Raw genomic sequence first — 19,576 nt, 5'->3', positions numbered from 1 at the left:
ATGCGGGACTGAAGGAGATGTTTTTGGAGCCTTACGCTGAGAAGTTCGCCGCCAACGGATTTGCAGTATTGTTGTTTGATCATCGGAATTTTGGAGAAAGCGATGGAACCCCAAGGCACGAAATCGATCCTTGGCAGCAAGTTGAGGACTACCGGCATGTCATAACATACGCCGGCTCACTACCGGGAGTCGACAGCAATGCAATCGGAGTATGGGGCACAAGCTACAGCGGGGGCCATGTTTTGGTTGTCGGCGCGACCGATAAACGAGTAAAGTGCGTCGTGTCCCAAGTACCGACGATCAGCGGCTCGAAAATTGCGCTAAGAAGAGTGAACGGAGAGGCGCTCACAGAGTTGTTGTCCTCGTTTGCCGAAGATAGACTAAACAGGCAACGCGGCGAAAGTCCCGTTTATTATTCGGTCGTTACGGGCGGAGAATTTGAAAATAGCGTCTATAAATCGAAGGATGCGGTTGAATTCTATACGAAAGGCTCAGAGAAATTCATTAACAAAGTTACGCTGCGTTCAATTGAATTATCAAGAGGTTATGAGCCAGGAGCTTTTATTGCCTATATTAGTCCTACGCCGCTGTTAATGTTGGTTGCAAAAAACGATTTTATAACTCCTACCGATTTGGCACTTGCTGCATACGAGCAAGCACTGGAGCCAAAAAAACTGGTGCTGATACCGGGAGGACATTTTGACCCGTACACGCAATATTTCGACCAATCGAGCAGCGCAGCCGTGGAATGGTTCAAGACACATTTGCTCGATTGGCAGTAATTTTCAATGAAACTATTTTCCCGTTTTATCGCGCTAATTCGCTCGTACAGATTTAATCGTTATTATTCTAAAGTTACATCACAATAATCACCGTCATGGGTTTTATTATAAAAATAAGATTTTATAAAAAGGGGAGTGACAACATGTATGAACGGTTTTTGGTTCCAGTTGACGGTTCCGAACATTCCAAACATGCACTGAAATCGGCTAAATGGTTGGCGCAAAACATTGGGATAAATGCCCGTATAACGCTTCTTCATATCATTCCTAGTAACAATATCAATACAGTTGCTTACGGAGTGGATATTGAACAATTGCAAGTAGAGGAAGTTAGGAGGATTTTAGAGGAATCCGCACAAGTCCTTTCAGGGTCATCTATACAATATGATATCGATTACCATATTGGAGATCCTGCAGAGATGATATGCAAGAAGGCAAAAGAGGGAGATTACGACCTGATCGTAATGGGCAGCAGGGGACTTAGCCTCTTTTCAGAGCTGCTCGTGGGAAGTGTAAGCCATAAAGTGGTCCAGCATGCGCATTGTGGTGTAATGATTGTAAAGTAAATATGCGGTGATTTATTAAAACTCATTTTCATTATCGAATCATCTTTCAACTTAAGGAGGAGAATATGAATAACCTACTGGCAAAAATTATTGACGCGCACGGCGGAATTGACCGATGGGAAAAATTTAGTTCACTGACTGCCACGGTCGTCACCGGTGGCGGTTTATGGGCAATGAAAGGGCTCGTACAAGATTCCAATCCTCGTGAGATGACAGTCGCGCTACATTCGGAAATCGCATCTGTTACTCCCTTTGGTCAACCGGATTGGCATACTGCCTTTACGCCCGATCGTATCGCGATTGAGACCCTCTCTGGGGAAACCGTCCGCGAGAAATACGATCCTAGGACCTTGTTTGCTAACCATACGATGAACACACCGTGGGACCCGCTTCATCGAGCATATTTCAACGGGTATGCAATGTGGACATACCTGACAACGCCTTTTTTCATGGTCATGCCAGGATTCGAGGTCAGCGAAATCCCCCCATTGCAAGAGGGCAACGAGCTCTGGCACGGTTTGCGTGTGCGCTTTCCCGAACACGTCGCCAGTCATAGCAAGGAGCAAGACTTCTACTTTGGCGATGATTTACTACTACGCAGGCACGACTACCATGTCGATGTTTCAGGTGGCTTTCCAGCGGCGCAATATGTCTACGACTTCATTGAGATCGAAGGGCTTCGTTTCCCGACAAAACGCCGCGCATATCTTCGTGGACCCAATCTGGAGCCAGTTAAGGATCTGCTGCTAGTCTCGATTGATCTCAGCAACTTCCGGTTCAACCCGTGAAGCCATTGACGTCATCATTCGGGGAGCAAAAAAGGCAGAACAAGTCTTGCAAAATCTGAAAACACTGGAAGTCCATTTAACGAATGAAGAAATCCAAGGTATTGACCGATTTTTTCCTAAAATATGATGGCATTTGAAAGAGGTTGGGACAAAACCTCCTCTAAAATGAAAAAGCCGGTTAAATTTTACGACGAGTGAAATTTAACCGGCTTTATTTTTTAAATAAAAAGGAAAACGTTTTACCTATCAATAATTGTGAAAAGGCGGGGGCAGGGATGGAAAAGGTCAAGGTCGGGATTGTAGGATTAGGGAGATTAGGGAGACAACATGCAGAGAATTTAGCGTTTCGTATTCCAAATTGCGAATTATCAGCTGTTTGCAGTGTGGTTCCAGAAGAAGTTGAACTAGTCCAAAAGGAATGGGATATACCATACGCTTATACCAGCTATGATGAAATGCTAAAAAATAAAGAACTGGACGCAATCTTTATTGCTTCTCCGTCTGGGTTTCATTGCGAGCAAATCGAGAAAGCTTTACATGCAGGTTTTCATGTATTCAGTGAAAAACCGCTTGGTTTATATATGGAAGAGGCATTGCGCGTTCAAGAAGTAGTGAACAAGCATAAAGACCAAGTATTCATGCTCGGTTTTATGAGAAGATATGACAAGTCCTATGCATATGCGAAAAAGAAAATAGAGGAAGGCAAGATTGGTGATCCATACTTAATTCGCTGTTATGGTTTTGATCCTGCAAAAGCGATACATGGATTTATGCAATTTGCCAAAAATAATTACAGTGGCGGTTTGTTTTTAGATATGGCCATTCATGATTTGGATCTTGCCAGATGGTTCTTAAATGTTGAAGCTAAACAAGTTTGGGCAATTGGCGGCGCCTATGGATATCCTGAAATAGCGGAGTTGAACGATGCAGAAACAGGGACTGCCTTGGTGAAATTTGAACAAAATAAAATGGGCGTTTTTATTGCCGGACGGAACTGTGCGCATGGATATCATATTGAAACTGAAATCATTGGTACAAAAGGTACATTACGAATTGGAACTATTCCTGAAAAAAATATGGTCACAGTATTTGATGAATCCGGTGCTGTAAAGGAATGCTCGGATGGATTTTTAGAGAGATTCGAACAAGCCTATTTAAGTGAGGTTGCAGAGTTTATTTCTTGTGTCAGAGAAAAGAGACAGCCAAAGGTTACGGTTGAAGATGGAGTATTATCAACAGCTCTTGGTTATGCTTGTAAAGAGTCGTTTGAAACAGGAGAATTGATAACCGTTCAATCACCTTATAAAATTTCTTCATCTAATTAACATCATAAATAGATTCTTTTTTAAATAGACAGTATGCTTTAGCGGCACTGTCTATTTTTCTGATATTCATGGCTTTATAGTGTTATAATCACAACAAAAGAGGTTACTGAGAAAGAAGGGTCTATTATGAAGGTAACCATTCATAGTGTCGCCCAGGAAGCAGGTGTTTCGATAACAACTGTTTCGAAGGTGATCAATCATACTGGCAGCATTAGTGAGCAGACCAGAAAAAAGGTATTGGAAGCAATGAAAAAACTTAATTATTCTCCCGATGTAGCTGCAGCCTCATTAAGGGGAAAACGAACAAAAGCTTTCGGTTTACTAGTTCCCGATGTTTCGAATCCATTTTATGCCGAGGTTGCAAGGAGTATTGAAGATCGAAGCCATGATTTTGGATATAACGTGATGATGTGCAATACAGATAATGATGCTGAAAAAGAGAAGAGCTATTTATCACTGTTAACCAGTCAAAGGATAGATGGTCTGGTTGTGGCATCTGCTTTCCGAAATCCGAATTTACTTGAAGAGATGGTGGATAAAGGATTCCCGATAGTATTAATAGCTTCAGAAATTCCCAAATTATCCGTAAATACTGTGACAGTGGATGACTATAAAGGGGGATATTTAGCAACTTCCCATTTACTATCCTTGGGCCACAAAAAAATAGCAATTATCATCGAAAATGTACGCAGTAATGCTGCAAGGTTGACTGCATTTAAGGAAGAGATGAAAGAAGCAGATTTACCAATACCAGATGGCTTTCTTGTAAAAACAGAGGCCTCCATTCAAAAAGGTTACGAAAGCGGCAAAAAAATTCTCTCAATGAAGGAGAGGCCGACTGCTATTTTTGCGTGCAATGATTTACTAGCAGCTGGTGTTTTACAGGCTGCTAAAGAAGTTGGTTTAAATGTTCCGCAAGATTTATCGGTTGTTGGATTTGATAACACTGTGCTTTCTACCACAACATCTCCAATGTTAACAACCATATCACAGCCGATTAAACTAATGGGAGCGAAAGCGGTTGATTTGTTAATCGGGGAAATGAAGGAGGAAAAGACGAATAAGGAACGTTTGTTACTTTCTCCGGAATTAATTATTCGACAATCAACAGCCAAAATTAACATAGTCAAAAAATAAAATTTATCTATGAATGACTGCAAGACAGGGCATTCTTGGCTGTAAAATCATCTGCGTTTAAAAGGGTCGGATGGAGAGATAGTACAATTCGTGAAAAACGAATTCCCTGTAAAAAAGCACCAGCCCAATCTCTCTTTGTTATTTTTCGATAATAGGCTGGTGCTCATGCTGTTATATTTGAGTCCGCTAAAGCTAAAGGATAACGACATTTACACTCAAGGGCTGCTTTATGACTTGATGTTCTTAAACCTTTATTAATTTAATAAAACTTTCAAAAAATTTACAATTCTTCAAAAATAAGTATTGAATTATCTCTTATGAGAGGTTATTATTAACGAGGAAAGCGCTTAACCTGGTAAATCTGTAATATATTTATTTTTAATAGAATTAACATAAGGAGGAAAGCTATGAGAAAAATCCGATGGGGAGTTTTAAGTGCGGCCAATATAGCATACGATGAGCTTGTCCCGGCTCTACGCCGTTCAAACCGTGCAGTGGTAACTGCTATTGCTTCAAAAAGTTCTGAAAAGGTTAAGCGCTTTAATTGTCCTATTGTTTATCAAAACTATGATCAGTTAATTGAGGATCCTTGCATTGATGCTGTGTATATTCCACTTCCAAATTCGTTCCATGCTGAATGGGCTGTAAAAGCAATGAAGAATGGCAAGCACGTTCTTCTTGAGAAGCCGGCTGCTTTAACGGAAGCTGAAATGGAATCAATCCACCATGCTGCACAAGAAAATAACGTGGTTTTTATGGAAGCGTTTATGTATCAATTTCATTGTCAGCATAGCCGTGCAAAAGAGTTACTCAACTCGGGAGTCATCGGTGAATACATCCATATCAAAGCCCATTTCTCATGGATGCTCGAAGATCAGGGGGATATTCGATTAAATCAAGAATTGGGCGGAGGTGCTATGAGGGATGTAGGCTGCTACGGACTTCATGCAGTAACTCAAATGATCGGCTTTAATCCAATTCAAATATCCATGAGTGGAAAGATTCATCCTGAATATGGTGTTGATACCACTTCTGTTTGTGTTTTAAAAGACGAACAAAATCGGATCGCTGAAGTGTCCGCTTCGATGGAACTTCCATTTATTAATCGCTATGAAGTAATAGGACCAAAAGGTTCTATTACAGTAGATTCCTCTTTTCGGCCTGACGTTTCTGATGATAAATTTGGAAAAGTTACTGTCAGAGATGAAAATAATAATGTTATTCTTTTTGAAAGATTGAAAGATGATCAATATTTAAGACAGGTTGAACATTTCCAAGACTGTATACTTAGCAGGGAAAATCCTGTATATAATTCAGTTCACTCTCTTCAAATGGCACGCTATCTTGAAAAAGCCTACTCGTCATTGTCAAACGAATCTGTTATGACAAATATTAAACATTAGGATAGTGGGGTTTTAAGTTTTACAACATTTATCCAAAATGTGTTCAAAAAATGTTCAAAAAATGTTCAAAAAATTGTTGCATATTGGAAATATGATGCTATAATTTTAGACAAAGGGAAAGCGCTTACCCTAGTAATTCTCGTTATAGTTAGGGAAAACGAAGAAAGGGGATCAGATATGGTTGTACATACAAGGAGCCTCCTCGAAATAAAAGGAATTAAAAAAAGCTTCAATCAAAACCATGTACTAAAGGGGATCGACCTCGATGTAAAAGCTGGCGAAGTCCATGTGTTACTTGGGGAAAACGGGGCAGGCAAATCAACTTTAATCAAAATTTTAACAGGCGCATATCAAAAGGATGCTGGAGAAATTTATTGGGAAGGGAACCTGGTTCACCTAAATAACCCGGTTGATTCAATGGCATTAGGTATTGCGACAATCTATCAGGAACTGAATGTTATTCCAGAACTAAAAGTATATGAAAATATCTTTCTTGGAAGAGAATTAAAACACGGCGGCAAAATGTCTTTACTTAACCGCAGAGCAATGCGAAAAGAAGCAGAGCGTTGTCTAGAGTTGCTTGGGCAGGACCCAAAACTTGCTGATGAACAGCTTGGGAAACTAGGTATTGGGCAGCAGCAGCTAGTTGAGATTGCGAAAGCGATCGCACTGGATGCGAAATTAATTATTATGGATGAGCCAACTTCGAGTTTAAGCGCCCAGGAAGTGGAACAGTTATATAAGGTTGTTGAAGAACTTAGAAAAAAAGGAATTGGGATTATCTTCATTTCCCATCGTCTTGAAGAAATTAGGCACCTTGGTGATAGGATTACCATTTTGCGCGATGGATTCAAAATTGAAACTTTACCAGTAAAAACAACTGAAACCGACCACTGGATAGAATTAATGGTAGGACGTTCACTGGATGAAAAGTTTCCAAAGCAATCCTTTAAGCTGGGAAAAGAAGGATTCCAGGTTAAAAATTTAGTAGTAGCAGGCACAAATGAGCCAATCAATTTTTCAGTCCGATATGGCGAAATTGTAGGGATTTCAGGACTGGTTGGTGCAGGACGTACCGAATTGGCCAGAGCGATTTTCGGTGTTGATCACCATAAAGGCGGGAAGGTCTTTATTGATGGCCAGGAAATCCGAATTAAATCTCCACGGGACGCTATCAACGCAGGAATTGCCTTTATAACAGAGGATCGCAAAAGTGAAGGCCTGTTGCTTGATATGACGCTTGACTTTAATATGGCCATAGCTAATATGGATAAGTTTAAAGGAAATACAGGATTGCTCGATTTAAAAGCAATGCGTAGAGAAGCAGTAAATTATGTGAAAGAGCTAAAAATTCGTCCAGGTAACATTGAACTTCACTCTCGGAACTTGAGTGGAGGAAATCAGCAAAAGGTTGTTATCGCCAAGTGGTTATGTACCCAGGCAAAGGTATTTATTTTTGACGAACCGACAAGAGGAATAGACGTAGGTGCAAAAGTCGAAGTCTACCGTTTAATGAATCAGTTAGTTGAAAACGGTTCCATCGTCATAATGATATCATCAGACCTTCCCGAAATTCTTGGGATGTGTGATCGAGTGTTAGTTATGAGTGAGGGAAAATTAACAGCAGATCTGCCGATTCAAGAAGCTTCACAAGAGAGAATAATGAAAGCGGCTACAGGAGGATGAAAAAATGAGTCAAGTTCAAGTCGTAACAAAATCTGAAACCGAATTACCAAAAGATAAAAACACATTTAAGAAAGTAATCAGTAAGCTGGGACCTCTATTAGCTCTTATCATCTTGGTTGTAATCCTTTCTTCCCTGTCAGATAAGTTTTTAACGGTTAATAACCTCATGAATATTGCCAGTCAGTCTTCCATTAATGCTCTCCTTGGGATTGGAATGCTTTTGGCAATCTTGACTGCTGGGATTGACTTGTCAGTAGGTGCAATTCTTGCAGTATCGATTATGATTATGGGAATTGTAACCGTCAACATGCACATGAACCCGATTATCGGTATCATTGTTTGTCTTGGTGTAGGCGCTTTCTTCGGCTGGATAAATGGAATTTTATTAACAAAACTGCATTTACCACACCCATTCATCTCAACTCTTGGAACACAATTTATAGGCCGAGGAATTGCACTAATTGTAACTGCCGCTGCACCAATTGCCGGTTTCCCGCTTATGATTCAATTTGCTGGAAATCAATTCGTTGGTCCGATTCCAATAAGCTTTCTTCTAGTAATTGTTGTTTATGTAATCTTTCATATTTTCCTTACAAGAACTAAGACAGGCCGCTATATTTATGCGATTGGTGGCAATCCAGAGGCCGCTCGCCTATCAGGGATCAAGGTAGATCGCGTGCTTATGATCGTTTATTCATTAAGTGGTTTGATGGCAGGTCTTGCAGGTGTAGTAATGGTAGGACGTGTTAACTCAGCATTCCCGCTGGCAGGACTTAACTATGAATCTGATGCGATTGCAGCTGTTATCATCGGTGGCGCCAGTTTCTTTGGTGGGGTTGGTACAGTTTCCGGTACATTAATCGGTGCATTAACAATTGCTGTTCTTCGTAATGGTTTAAACCTTCTGAATGTTTCTGCAGACTCGCAAATGGCTGTAATCGGTATTGTTATCATTGCGGCAGTTTATGTAGACGTAATCCGTCAACGCAGAGCAAAGAAAAAGTAATTCTTTTGTTTCTATATTGTTAGACAAATATCTATAGAAAATGCGACTGCTTTATCACTATGAGGTAATCATAAAACTTCATTAAAAACAGGAAAAATGGAGGAATATAAATGAATACGAATAAAATCAAATTAGTTGGGGCTGCTGTAGCCTTATCCTGCATGACATTTATCGCCGGTTGTTCATCAAGTACTAGTAAAAGCACCAGCGCAACGGCAAGTAATAACAGTAATAAAAGCGTCACTGTTGTATTAAAAACATTATCAAGCCCTTATTGGCAATATGTCCAGGCTGGTGCTGAGGCAGCAGGTAAGAAGCTGGGGGTTAATGTAAATGTAGTAGGACCATCAGCTGAATCACAAGTTATGGAACAAGTTAACATGATTCAAGACCAAATCAGCCAGTCACCGAGTGCACTTGTTGTATCACCATCGCAGCCAACGACGGTTGTACCAGTATTAACTAGTGCGGTAAAAGCGAAAATACCGGTGCTTTTAATTGATTCAGACGCTAAATTTGATGGCAAAACTACCTTCATCGGAACGGATAATGCAACAGCAGGTGCTCAAGCAGGTAAATTGCTTGGTTCCATGCTTCACAAAGGTGATAAAGTTGTCCTTATTGCAGGAGCGCTCGGTAACCCTGCGACTGACCAACGGATTAAAGGCGCTAAGGACGAACTTATTAAAGAAGGAATACAAGTCGTTGCACAACAGCCTGGCGATAGTGACAAAGCAAAAGCATTGTCTGTAATGGAAAATATTCTTGAGAAACACAGTGACGTAAAAGGTGTATTTGCTGCTAATGATGATATGGCACTTGGAGCATTGCGTGCGGTTCAGGCAAAACATTTGGATATTAAAGTAATCGGTACTGATGGAACTCAAGAAGCAGTTCAATCAATTCTTAGCGGCGGTCTTGCTGGTACTATTGCACAAAGTCCATATAATATGGGATACCAAGGTGTTGAAAATGCTTTAAAAGTAGCTGATGGCAAAAAGATCTCAAACCGTATCGACAGTGGAATTCAAGTTATTACGAAGGATAATGCTCAAAAACAACTTGATTTCTTAAAGAGTATTTCAAAATAATTAGTCCTGGTATTACCCCCAAAATTCCTTCATGGTAAAATGGTATCAAAATAGGACAGTTTAGAAGGAGTTTGAAAGTGGATGAAGCCGACGATTTACGATGTAGCTGAAAAGGCGGGGGTCTCCATTGCAACCGTATCAAAGGTAGTTAATAATTCAGGTCGGATCAGTGAAAAAACCAGGAAAAAAGTGACTGAAATAATGAGGGAACTTGACTATCAACCAAGCAGTGTAGCAGCGGCATTAACAGGAAAGCAAACATATACGATTGGAGTTCTTGTTCCTGATATTTCAAATGCCTTCTTTGCAGAAGTTGGGCGGGCGTTGGAAAACAATGCCCGCGAGATGGGCTATGCAATTATGATGTGCAGCACAGATTACCAGATTGAGCGCGAAAAGGAATATTTGGATCTTTTATTAAAAAAGCAAGTTGACGGGATCATTATTGCGACAGAGCAGGAAGATTGGAAGGTATATAAAAATCTACAAAGAAAAAATATACCCCATTTAATGTTTTCAATTGATAACCTCCGTTTTTCATCACACATTGTTACTACAGATGATGTAAGAGGCGGTTATATGGCAGGACGTTATTTATTAGATAAAGGACATACGGATATTGCAATCATAGCCGAATTAAATCGAGCCAGCGGACGCATGCGTTTAGAGGGATTCAAACAGTCGTTAGCTGGTGAAGGGATTTCGTTAAAGGAAGAATGGACGGTCAACGCGATGTCTACAATTGACGAGGCAAAAACCGCAGCAAGGAAAATATTTTCTTTAAAGGATAGGCCAACTGCAGTGTTTGCCTCAACAGATTTGATTGCTGCTATCCTGATTAATGAGTCACGGAAAGTAAATATTCGTATACCGCAAGATTTATCAATTGTTGGCTTTGATAATACGATTTACGCTGAATTAGCAGACCCAGGTTTAACAACAATTGCTCAGCCGAAGGAAGAATTAGCTCACTATGCGATTGATCAGCTCTTAAAATTAATGAAAGACCCAATGATGCCTCAGCAGCGGATCATGCTCTCACCCATGCTGGTAGAACGTAATTCTGTAAGAAGCTTAAAAAAATAAATAAAGGAAAACCAACCGGTTTAGGACGGATTTTCCCCTTTTCAGAGTAAGCGCTTACCTTATACTATATTTTTTTGGAGGAATCATTTCATGACATCATTAACAATTGGAATTATTGGTGCAGGACGTATTGGAAAATTACATGTAGACAACTTAAAAAAAGTCCCTCAAATTCGCATTAAAAGTGTTTCAGATGTTTTTATAGATCACCTTGAATCATGGGCAAAAGAAAAACAAATTGAGGTTTTAACAGCTGATTATCACGAGTTGCTAAATGATCCGGAAATTCAAGCCGTTTTCATTTGTTCACCAACCAATACACACGCTACGATCATTAAAGAAGCAGCTCTTGCCGGCAAAGATATCTTCTGTGAAAAACCGGTTAGCTTTTCAGTAGAGGAAACAGAAGAGGCATTGGCAGTTGTTGAAAAAGCCGGTGTAAAATTGCAAATTGGTTTTAACCGCCGCTATGATCCTAACTTCCGCAAAATTCAAACACTTGTGAAAGACGGCCAAATTGGCGAGCCTCATATTTTAAAAATTACCTCACGTGACCCGCAGCCACCAGGTGTTGACTATGTGAAGGCTTCCGGCGGATTGTTTATGGATATGATGATCCACGATTTCGATATGGCCCGTTATGTAATGAGTAGTGAAGTAGTAGAGGTATCAGCTGCAGGGGCAGTCCTTGTTGACCCTGCAATTGGCGAAGTAGGTGATATCGATACTGCAATCGTTACGCTAAAATTTGCCAATGGAGCTTTGGGAGTCATTGATAACAGCCGCCAGGCAGTGTACGGCTATGATCAGCGTCTTGAAGTTTTCGGTGCCAAAGGGGCAGCACAAGCCGATAACAATCGTGCCACTAATGTAGAAGTATCAACAGCAGTGAGTGTTACGAAAGAAAAGCCGCTTTACTTTTTCCTTGAGCGTTACAATCAAGCATATATCGATGAAGTGGTAGAATTTGCTTCCGCTATTCTCAAAAATACAGAAGTTAAATGTACGGGTTTTGATGGCTTACAAGCTCAAAAAATCGCAAAGGCAGCAAAAGAATCGCTTGAAAAGGGTGTCCCTGTTCAATTATATCAGGTAGCTTCAGTAATTTAATAGAAATGAAGAAATAAACTAAGAACCTCCTAATAGTAGAGAAGATCATCCGCTTGATCTGACGTTGTTAGGAGGTTATGTATTACTTAAATGGCAAAGAGACGAATAGGCAATTATTGCAAACACAGAACAAGATGAGGGAGATATGATTATGTTTAACGCAAATCAAGTAAAATTGGCAATTGCCCCAATCGGCTGGACGAATGATGACATGCCTGAACTCGGAAGTGAAGTGACCTTCGAGCAATGCATAAGTGAAATGGCACTTTCCGGTTTTTCGGGAAGTGAAGTGGGAAACAAGTATCCGCGAGACACAGAGGTTTTAAAAAAGGCCCTCTCTTTAAGAGGATTAGAAATTGCAAGTGCTTGGTTTAGTTCTTTTTTAACTTCAAAACCATTTGATGAAACCGCAAAAGCCTTTATCGAACATCGTGATTTTCTTCATGAAATGGGTGCAAAAGTAATTGTTGTCTCAGAACAAGGCAACAGCATCCAGGGCCTCATGGAGACACCACTATTTGAAAATAAACCTGTAAATTCTGAAGAAGAATGGGCGCGTTTATTAGAAGGGCTGTCTCGCCTTGGAGACCTGGCCGCTGAAAAAGGCATGAAAATTGTCTACCACCACCACATGGGGACAGGCGTACAAACCACAACAGAAATCGACCACTTAATGGAAGGAACCGACCCCGAAAAAGTATCCCTTCTTTACGATACAGGCCATCTGGTATTCTCCGGAGAGGATCACCTGGCAGTATTAAAAAAATACGTTGATCGGATCGATCACGTTCACTTAAAGGATGTACGTATGGATGTTGTGGAAAAAGTACATAGTGAAAAATTGAGCTTTTTACAGGCTGTTAGAGCAGGGGCTTTCACTGTACCTGGTGACGGCGTCATTGATTTCAAACCAGTATTTGAGGTGCTAAGCGAAGCAAACTATAAAGGATGGTTTGTGGTCGAGGCCGAACAGGATCCGGCAATTTCCAATCCATTTGAATATGCAGTGAAAGCAAGAAAGTACATTCGGGAAACAGCAGGGCTGTAAAGAAAAGAAATTACCACTCTAGTTAAAATAATAATTCTTAAAAGTAAATGATAGCGATAAGTAATGAGTGAGGAAGAACTCCTAAAGGGTTCTTCCTTGAGGTGCGTTATGGGGAATCTGTAGCTTTGTTTGTCCAACAATCTATTGAAAAAAGTAAGGCTGGCGTCTAGAATGAATTTGAACCATTAAAAAAGTGTACAAAACAAGACGGAATAATGAAGGGTTCACTAGACTATAAAAATTTAATAACTAGGATTAGTTAAATAATTAATACATATAAAGCGTTTATATCAATTTGAATAGGAGTGCTAACATTGGATTTAAATAAATATCTAACCGGAAAAACTTCTTTGAATGATTATGTTCATCGTTTAAACCAAAATGGCGCTTCTTTTCAAATTCATTATTGGGGAGTCATGCCAAAGCATTATGACAATCAATCACATAAACATTCTTTTTTCGAAGTTTGTTATGTAGTGGAGGGGGAAGGAACTTACCTAGATGATCAAAATACCTTTACTCTTCAAGAGAATACACTTTTTTTATCGAGACCTGAAATTTTGCACCAAATAAAAAGCGAGAAGGGGCTGTCTCTCTTATACGTTGCCTTTGACCTTCTCGAATCAGAGTCGAATGAAAGCTGGATCAGAATCATGGAAACTGCCAAAAAATGCACCGAAGTTATTTTACATAATAAAGATGAAATGGAAACAGCATTATTATGGAAATCACTGCTTATCCAGGCAACAAAGCGGCAAAATGAGTTTTTTGAAGAAATGCTTTCAAATATTGCATATTCTCTTATTCTCTCAATATTGCAAGATTTTGTTTCTGCTTTGAATAAGAGTAATCATAAACATGATCCCGAACAGCATTCCGTCCTCCTTACTCAGGCGCAGTTATATATTAATGACAATTTATCAAATTCCTTGAAACTTACGGAAGTAGCCAAACATTTACACATATCTGGAAGACATTTGTCTCGGGTTTTTGTATCTGAATTAGGAGTAAGTTTTTCAAAGTACGTTCAAGACGAACGAATAAAAAAGGCAATGATTTTACTCAAAACATCGAATTTATCGTTAAAAGAAATTGCTGAGGAAACGGGTTTTATGAATGTTCAGTATTTTACCCGTGTTTTTACTTCCATGATGCAAATATCACCAGGAAAGTTTCGCTCTCTGTTTGTAGACCAAAATACAACCACATATTCGCATAGCTGACATCTCCATAACTATATTGGGGGTGTTTTTTTACGCTTAAAATTTAATTATTTAAAGAAAAATGTCCTTAAAGTATAAAAACATGTCTCTATAATTTAATTACTATTCTGAATTCTTTTTATATAATTAGCTATGTAAAAAGGTCATGACAAGTTCATAGAAGGTGATTCATTGGAAAATACAGACATGGAAAAATGAAAGCGAATTCTCCAAAAGCAGGTTGATTTGCAAGATGTCCTTAAATGTAAAAACCAAACACTTTTATGCAATAAAGGATTCATAAATTCACAGCAATTAAAACAAGGAGGAAAGAATTCTATGAAATTATCATATGTAACGGATAGCTTAGGCCACTTGCCGTTTGAAAAAATGCTGGATACGGTGGCTGAAATGGGGATTGATACCATTGAAATGACAACAGGAGGTTGGTCACCTGCTCCACATTTGCGTTTAAATGAATTGCTGGAAAGTGAAGCAAAAAGAAGTGAATTTCTAGGGGAATTAGAAAAGCGGAATATTAAGCTTTGTGCATTGAATTGTTCCGGAAATCCATTAGACCCAGGTGAACTTGGAAAAGAGCACAGAGAAGTAACAGAAAAAACAATGGAACTAGCTGGTCTACTTGGTGTCAAGAAGGTCATTATGATGAGCGGTCTGCCGGCAGGAAGCCCGGAGGATAAAATCCCGAACTGGATTACATATACAGTAAGCTGGCCCCCAATATTAAAAGATATTTTGGATTATCAATGGAATGAGGTAGCCATTCCATATTGGAAAGAGTTAGTGAAAAAGGCTGAATCATGCGGTGTCGAAAAAATCGCCCTTGAAAATTTCAGTTCTATGTTAGTTTATAATCCGGAAACATTATTTAGATTACGGAATGCAGTTGGACCAATGGTTGGTTTGAATTTAGACCCAAGCCATTTAATCTGGATGGGGGCTGATCCCATTTTGTCAGCTAGAGAAATAGGAGCAGCGATTCACCATGTTCATGGTAAAGATGTAAGAATTGAAAGACATTTATCAGCTGTTAATGGTGTATTGGAAACAAAAGAGGTTACTGATACAGCAAATAGAGCATGGAATTATGTGGCTGTCGGCTGCGGTCAAGATTTGCAATGGTGGAAAGAATTCTTCTCTGTTGTTCGCATGATGGGATATAACGGTGAAGTTTCCCTTGAAATGGAAGATTTGACAATGTCCGTTGAGGCTGGAATAAAATCGTCGATAGATGCGTTAAAACAAACACTTAGCTTTTGATTTTACAGAAATTTCTGAAAAAATATTGAAAATTTATCAATTGAGAGGAGTTTTTACGATGTTAAATGGAGAGAAAAAGATTGCAAGACCTCTACGTTGGGCTATGATTGGAGGCGGGCGAACTGGCCAGGTTGGTTATAAACACCGCATTGGTGCACTAAGAGATAATACAGCTTATCAATTGGTAGCGGGTGCATTTGATATTGATGCAGAAAGAGGAAAAGACTTTGGTGTTAATCTTGGTGTGGATGAGAACCGCTGCTATCCTGATTATATAAAAATGTTTGCAGAAGAAGCGGAACGGGAGGATGGTATTGAGGTTGTCTCCATTGCCACTCCTAACGGAACTCACTATGAAATTACAAAAGCAGCACTGGAAGCTGGGTTACATGTTATTTGTGAAAAACCTTTGTTCTTTACCGTGGCAGAGGGTGAGGAGATTAAAGCTCTGGCAGAGAAACAAGGAAAAATTGTCGGAGTGACGTATGGTTTTTCTGGGAATCAGTTGCTGCTTCAGATGCGGGCAATGATTGAACAGGGCAAGATTGGTGATATTCGTGTGGTTGAGTTACAGTACACACATGGTTTTAGTGCAACCGAGCAAGGTGATAAAACAAATGCTGCTCAAAAATGGCGTGTAGATCCAAAGGTTGCTGGTCCAAGTTTTGTTTTGGGAGATCTTTCGACCCATACTTACTATATGTCCGAGCTGATTATGCCAAATATGAAAATTAAAAAATTATTATGTGACCGACAAAGTTTTGTTGGATCCCGTGCTCCTTTAGAGGATAATGCTTTTGTTCTGATGCAATATGAAAACGGAGCAGTAGGAAGACTTTGGACATCTTCTATCAATGCAGGCTGTATGGACGGTCACAGAATTCGCATTGTCGGATCTAAAGCAAGCCTAGAATGGTGGGATAGCAAACCAAATGAACTAAGATACGAAGTGCAGGGAGAACCTATTCAAACTTTAATTCGTGCAATGCCATACTTGGATGAAACATGTAATGAGGATGAGCGTTTGGGAGCATTGCATCAAGAAGGTTTAACCGAATCTTGGGCAAATATTTATCTGAAATTTGCCATTGCCATAGATGCAAAAAATCGCGGTGATGAGGAAACATTGAAAAATCTGGTATACCCGGATATTAATGCTGGTATTGAAGGTATTCGCTGGATTGAAAACTGCGTTCGCTCCGCAGACAATGGATCCGTTTGGGTAGAATATGAGAGCAAAAAACCACAGCTAGTATAAAGTAAATAGCATCGTTATTAAAGATTGTGCCGGGGGACAATGATCATCGATTGTTCCTCGGTTACATAAAATATCTTTTAAAAAAGTGAAATGAAAGCGTTTTAGATTAATCGAAGTAGCAAGAATCTTCATGGGAGTCTTTAATTTTTCCATTCTGACTTAATCAAGGAATCTGGCAGAAGAAAATGTTATCAAGCCATTAGACAAAGGGGAAATGTAACATGCAAAATCTCAATGTTTCTGAGAGTACAGTTCAACTGGAACATGTCCAGCAAAAGAACCCAAAAAAGTTCTTAAAATTAATTACGACTGTATCAACATTCGGGGGGCTATTATTTGGATATGATACAGGAGTCATTAATGGGGCACTTCCATTTATGGCTAAACCAGACCAATTAAATCTTACTGCTTTTACAGAAGGGTTAGTAGCGAGTTCATTAATCCTAGGTGCGGCTTTTGGTTCAATAACGGGAGGTCGGTTATCTGATAAAAAAGGGCGCAGAAGCCTAATCATGTATCTAGCAATCTTATTTTTATTTTCAACATTAGGCTGCGTTCTTGCACCAAATGCATCCATCATGATTATATTCCGATTTTTGCTCGGACTTGCTGTTGGTGGTTCTTCCGTGATCATACCATCGTATCTTGCAGAAATGTCTCCTTCGGACCGGCGGGGCATGATGGTTACTCGAAATGAATTGATGATCGTAACTGGGCAGTTTCTAGCTTATATCTTTAATGCAGTCATCGGAAATACCTTCGGTGATACAGGCCATGTTTGGCGTTATATGTTAGTCATTGCAACATTACCAGCTGTGGCTTTATGGATTGGAGTGGTTATTTTACCCGAAAGTCCTCGCTGGTTAGCATCAAAAGGAAGAATGGCCGAAGCACTAAAAGTGCTTCAAATGATTCGTAATGAGAGTACAGCACAACAAGAATTAAATGAAATAAAAGCACGTATCCAAGCAGAGCAAAAAATGGAAAAGGCAACACTAAAAGATTTAAGAATACCTTGGATTCGAAAGATGGTATTAACAGGGGTTATAATTGGATCAATATCTCAGTTAGTCGGTATAAACTCCATTATGTATTATGGAACACAAATTCTTGAAAGTTCCGGTTTTGGAACAAAAACTGCTTTGATTGCAAACGTGGCAAATGGATTAATCGCCGTTATAGCTGTAATCGTTGGTATGTCTCTCACGAATAAAATTAACAGACGGACCATGCTGCTTACAGGTTTAACGGGTGTAACAGTTGTTCTTATTACGATTGGTATCTCTACTTTCGCACTTGCTGGTTCATCTGTCTTGCCATTTGCAGTATTATCACTGACAGTCCTATATTTAGCCTTCTTCCAAGGGGCAATTGGTCCTTTAGGATGGCTGATTATTGCTGAAGTTTCTCCTGCGCGCATACGTGGTGTTGGTATGGGAATTGCAACATTGTTCTTATGGCTTTGCAATTTTATAGTAGGTCTATTTTTCCCTACGCTTTTAGAGGTTGTCGGGCTTTCAGGAACATTTTTCTTATTTGCTGTGTTTGGATTCATTGGGGTAGTGTTTGTAGCGAAAAACTTGCCAGAGACTAGAGGGCTTTCATTAGAGCAAATAGAGGAAAACTTTAAAATGAGGGCATAGAAATAAATGAATAATTAATCGCGGAGATGGTCAAGAGGATTACTCTGCGTTTTTTTATATAGGCTTTGCTATAGGAGTTTATTAATAAAATCACCTTACTTTTTTTCGCTTAAAGGACACATACTTTCATAAAAAATGATTCGTGCTTCTCCATATTGATCCATTGATTTGTTAAAAGATTGCATTGTATGTTGAATGAATTCCATTATTCTTTTCATCATGATTCCTCCCTAGGAATAATCTGGTTAATTTAATTTTGTACCTTGTGAGTCCCTTTAGCAATCATGATGAAAACGAAAACAAACATCAAAAAAACGCTAACATTCATAATGAAAGCGTATGAAAGATGTATTATCTCAATATTTCTCTTTTTTAACTGGAATTAAAAAAGGCATAAAGGACTTTTTCTAGAAAAGATCCTTTACGCCTTTCGATCAATTATAAATAGGGTGATTATTATAGTACTTTTCCAATACTTCCAAGGTCGTTTCTTTTGCTTTTTTAATGACTTCTTCAGGATCCATTTGATAATATTCTGGTCTGAATAACTCAACGGATGCAACAAAATCATAATTCAATTCATTTAATCTTTTTAAATGTGCTTCTAAATCAATCACACCGTGCCCAGGCCATACTCTGTCACTATCACGCATTTGGCCAATCGGATAACCTTCAACATCATTGATATGGAAGATAAACAATTTATCTGCTGTTTCATCTGTTACATCCTCTAATCTTGACCCCATTCCAGTAAATTGGAAAGTATCATACACGAGACCCACATTATTTCGATCAACCGCTTTTACAATACTGTATGCTTGTGCGAATGTGTTAACTGTATTTTCCTGAATGCCGATAAACTCAATCGCAATCTTTACTCCGTATGGTTCAGCTAAATTAGATAGATGAGTTAAAACTCGAATACAACTTGCGTTTACTTCTTCCGTCAATGTTTTTCCTTTTTCCGTCACATCGATATTAGATGGTACCACGCAAATATATGGACAATCTATTTTTTTGCAAATCTCCAAGTATTCTTTGAATTCCTCGATAATCTTCTCTTCGTCTTCTTTCGTACGGTTATTAAAAAAGCATAATGCGTTCAAAGAAAGTGGTTTAATATGATGGGTATCAAAATAGGCTTTTAAATCATCTAATGTATAT

At 39.2% G+C, this 19,576-nt stretch carries 17 protein-coding genes; 16 read left to right on the top strand and 1 reads right to left on the bottom strand.

The window, feature by feature from the left end:
* The 16 genes from V7659_RS07545 to V7659_RS07465 form a co-directional block, all read left to right on the top strand.
* A partial coding sequence (locus V7659_RS07545) for an alpha/beta hydrolase (RefSeq protein WP_335539147.1) occupies positions 1-782 on the top strand: 782 nt, incomplete at its 5' end.
* Between the two features lie 143 nt (positions 783-925).
* A complete protein-coding gene (locus tag V7659_RS07540; RefSeq protein WP_335539146.1) occupies positions 926-1,348 on the top strand; it encodes a universal stress protein in 423 nt (140 codons plus the stop codon).
* Between the two features lie 65 nt (positions 1,349-1,413).
* The gene (locus tag V7659_RS07535) at positions 1,414-2,136 is read left to right on the top strand and encodes a hypothetical protein (RefSeq protein WP_335539145.1); all 723 of its coding nucleotides are present in this window, start codon (positions 1,414-1,416) and stop codon (positions 2,134-2,136) included.
* Between the two features lie 275 nt (positions 2,137-2,411).
* On the top strand, positions 2,412-3,461 hold the full coding sequence (locus V7659_RS07525) for a Gfo/Idh/MocA family oxidoreductase (RefSeq protein WP_335539144.1): 1,050 nt from the start codon (positions 2,412-2,414) through the stop codon (positions 3,459-3,461).
* Between the two features lie 126 nt (positions 3,462-3,587).
* A complete protein-coding gene (locus V7659_RS07520) occupies positions 3,588-4,598 on the top strand; it encodes a LacI family DNA-binding transcriptional regulator (RefSeq protein WP_335539142.1) in 1,011 nt (336 codons plus the stop codon).
* A 407-nt stretch (positions 4,599-5,005) separates the two neighbouring features.
* The gene (locus tag V7659_RS07515; RefSeq protein WP_335539141.1) at positions 5,006-6,001 is read left to right on the top strand and encodes a Gfo/Idh/MocA family protein; all 996 of its coding nucleotides are present in this window, start codon (positions 5,006-5,008) and stop codon (positions 5,999-6,001) included.
* A 177-nt stretch (positions 6,002-6,178) separates the two neighbouring features.
* A complete protein-coding gene (locus V7659_RS07510; protein ID WP_335539140.1) occupies positions 6,179-7,687 on the top strand; it encodes a sugar ABC transporter ATP-binding protein in 1,509 nt (502 codons plus the stop codon).
* Positions 7,688-7,691: 4 nt separating this feature from the next.
* Complete coding sequence (locus V7659_RS07505; protein WP_335539139.1) at positions 7,692-8,693, top strand: ABC transporter permease; 1,002 nt, start codon at positions 7,692-7,694, stop codon at positions 8,691-8,693.
* Positions 8,694-8,803: 110 nt separating this feature from the next.
* Positions 8,804-9,784 carry a sugar ABC transporter substrate-binding protein gene (locus tag V7659_RS07500; protein ID WP_335539137.1) on the top strand — a complete coding sequence of 327 codons (981 nt, stop codon included), beginning with the start codon at positions 8,804-8,806 and terminating at the stop codon, positions 9,782-9,784.
* A gap of 81 nt (positions 9,785-9,865) precedes the next feature.
* On the top strand, positions 9,866-10,870 hold the full coding sequence (locus V7659_RS07495; RefSeq protein WP_335539135.1) for a LacI family DNA-binding transcriptional regulator: 1,005 nt from the start codon (positions 9,866-9,868) through the stop codon (positions 10,868-10,870).
* Between the two features lie 90 nt (positions 10,871-10,960).
* Positions 10,961-11,980, top strand: a complete 1,020-nt coding sequence (gene iolG, locus V7659_RS07490; RefSeq protein WP_335539133.1) for an inositol 2-dehydrogenase — start codon at positions 10,961-10,963, stop codon at positions 11,978-11,980.
* 151 nt (positions 11,981-12,131) lie between these two features.
* On the top strand, positions 12,132-13,028 hold the full coding sequence (gene iolE / locus V7659_RS07485; RefSeq protein WP_335539131.1) for a myo-inosose-2 dehydratase: 897 nt from the start codon (positions 12,132-12,134) through the stop codon (positions 13,026-13,028).
* Positions 13,029-13,342: 314 nt separating this feature from the next.
* Complete coding sequence (locus V7659_RS07480; protein ID WP_335539129.1) at positions 13,343-14,251, top strand: AraC family transcriptional regulator; 909 nt, start codon at positions 13,343-13,345, stop codon at positions 14,249-14,251.
* 318 nt (positions 14,252-14,569) lie between these two features.
* Positions 14,570-15,511: a sugar phosphate isomerase/epimerase family protein gene (locus V7659_RS07475; protein WP_335539128.1), complete on the top strand. Its 942-nt coding sequence runs from the start codon at positions 14,570-14,572 to the stop codon at positions 15,509-15,511.
* 58 nt (positions 15,512-15,569) lie between these two features.
* Positions 15,570-16,769 carry a Gfo/Idh/MocA family protein gene (locus tag V7659_RS07470; protein WP_335539126.1) on the top strand — a complete coding sequence of 400 codons (1,200 nt, stop codon included), beginning with the start codon at positions 15,570-15,572 and terminating at the stop codon, positions 16,767-16,769.
* A gap of 221 nt (positions 16,770-16,990) precedes the next feature.
* Entirely contained in the window at positions 16,991-18,412 is a 1,422-nt protein-coding gene (locus tag V7659_RS07465; protein WP_335539124.1) for a sugar porter family MFS transporter, read from the top strand.
* Between the two features lie 434 nt (positions 18,413-18,846).
* On the opposite strand, the gene V7659_RS07460 is transcribed toward V7659_RS07465, so the two are convergent.
* Positions 18,847-19,576: sugar phosphate isomerase/epimerase family protein (locus V7659_RS07460; protein ID WP_335539121.1), on the bottom strand; the 730-nt coding region annotated here is incomplete at its 5' end.

Origin of the sequence: Neobacillus drentensis, from assembly GCF_036966985.1 — a bacterium.
GTDB classification, from domain to species: Bacteria; Bacillota; Bacilli; order Bacillales; family Cytobacillaceae; genus Neobacillus; species Neobacillus drentensis_E.
Note: the sequence above shows the minus strand (reverse complement) of the source record. Positions and strands in the feature narration are given on the sequence as shown.

What these genes read in the sequence shown, in the direction of transcription:
- V7659_RS07540 (WP_335539146.1), top strand. Translation starts at nt 926, where the DNA reads ATGTATGAACGGTTTTTGGTTCCAGTTGACGGTTCCGAACATTCCAAA.
- V7659_RS07535 (WP_335539145.1), top strand. Translation starts at nt 1,414, where the DNA reads ATGAATAACCTACTGGCAAAAATTATTGACGCGCACGGCGGAATTGAC.
- V7659_RS07525 (WP_335539144.1), top strand. Translation starts at nt 2,412, where the DNA reads ATGGAAAAGGTCAAGGTCGGGATTGTAGGATTAGGGAGATTAGGGAGA.
- V7659_RS07520 (WP_335539142.1), top strand. Translation starts at nt 3,588, where the DNA reads ATGAAGGTAACCATTCATAGTGTCGCCCAGGAAGCAGGTGTTTCGATA.
- V7659_RS07515 (WP_335539141.1), top strand. Translation starts at nt 5,006, where the DNA reads ATGAGAAAAATCCGATGGGGAGTTTTAAGTGCGGCCAATATAGCATAC.
- V7659_RS07510 (WP_335539140.1), top strand. Translation starts at nt 6,179, where the DNA reads ATGGTTGTACATACAAGGAGCCTCCTCGAAATAAAAGGAATTAAAAAA.
- V7659_RS07505 (WP_335539139.1), top strand. Translation starts at nt 7,692, where the DNA reads ATGAGTCAAGTTCAAGTCGTAACAAAATCTGAAACCGAATTACCAAAA.
- V7659_RS07500 (WP_335539137.1), top strand. Translation starts at nt 8,804, where the DNA reads ATGAATACGAATAAAATCAAATTAGTTGGGGCTGCTGTAGCCTTATCC.
- V7659_RS07495 (WP_335539135.1), top strand. Translation starts at nt 9,866, where the DNA reads ATGAAGCCGACGATTTACGATGTAGCTGAAAAGGCGGGGGTCTCCATT.
- iolG (WP_335539133.1), top strand. Translation starts at nt 10,961, where the DNA reads ATGACATCATTAACAATTGGAATTATTGGTGCAGGACGTATTGGAAAA.
- iolE (WP_335539131.1), top strand. Translation starts at nt 12,132, where the DNA reads ATGTTTAACGCAAATCAAGTAAAATTGGCAATTGCCCCAATCGGCTGG.
- V7659_RS07475 (WP_335539128.1), top strand. Translation starts at nt 14,570, where the DNA reads ATGAAATTATCATATGTAACGGATAGCTTAGGCCACTTGCCGTTTGAA.
- V7659_RS07470 (WP_335539126.1), top strand. Translation starts at nt 15,570, where the DNA reads ATGTTAAATGGAGAGAAAAAGATTGCAAGACCTCTACGTTGGGCTATG.
- V7659_RS07465 (WP_335539124.1), top strand. Translation starts at nt 16,991, where the DNA reads ATGCAAAATCTCAATGTTTCTGAGAGTACAGTTCAACTGGAACATGTC.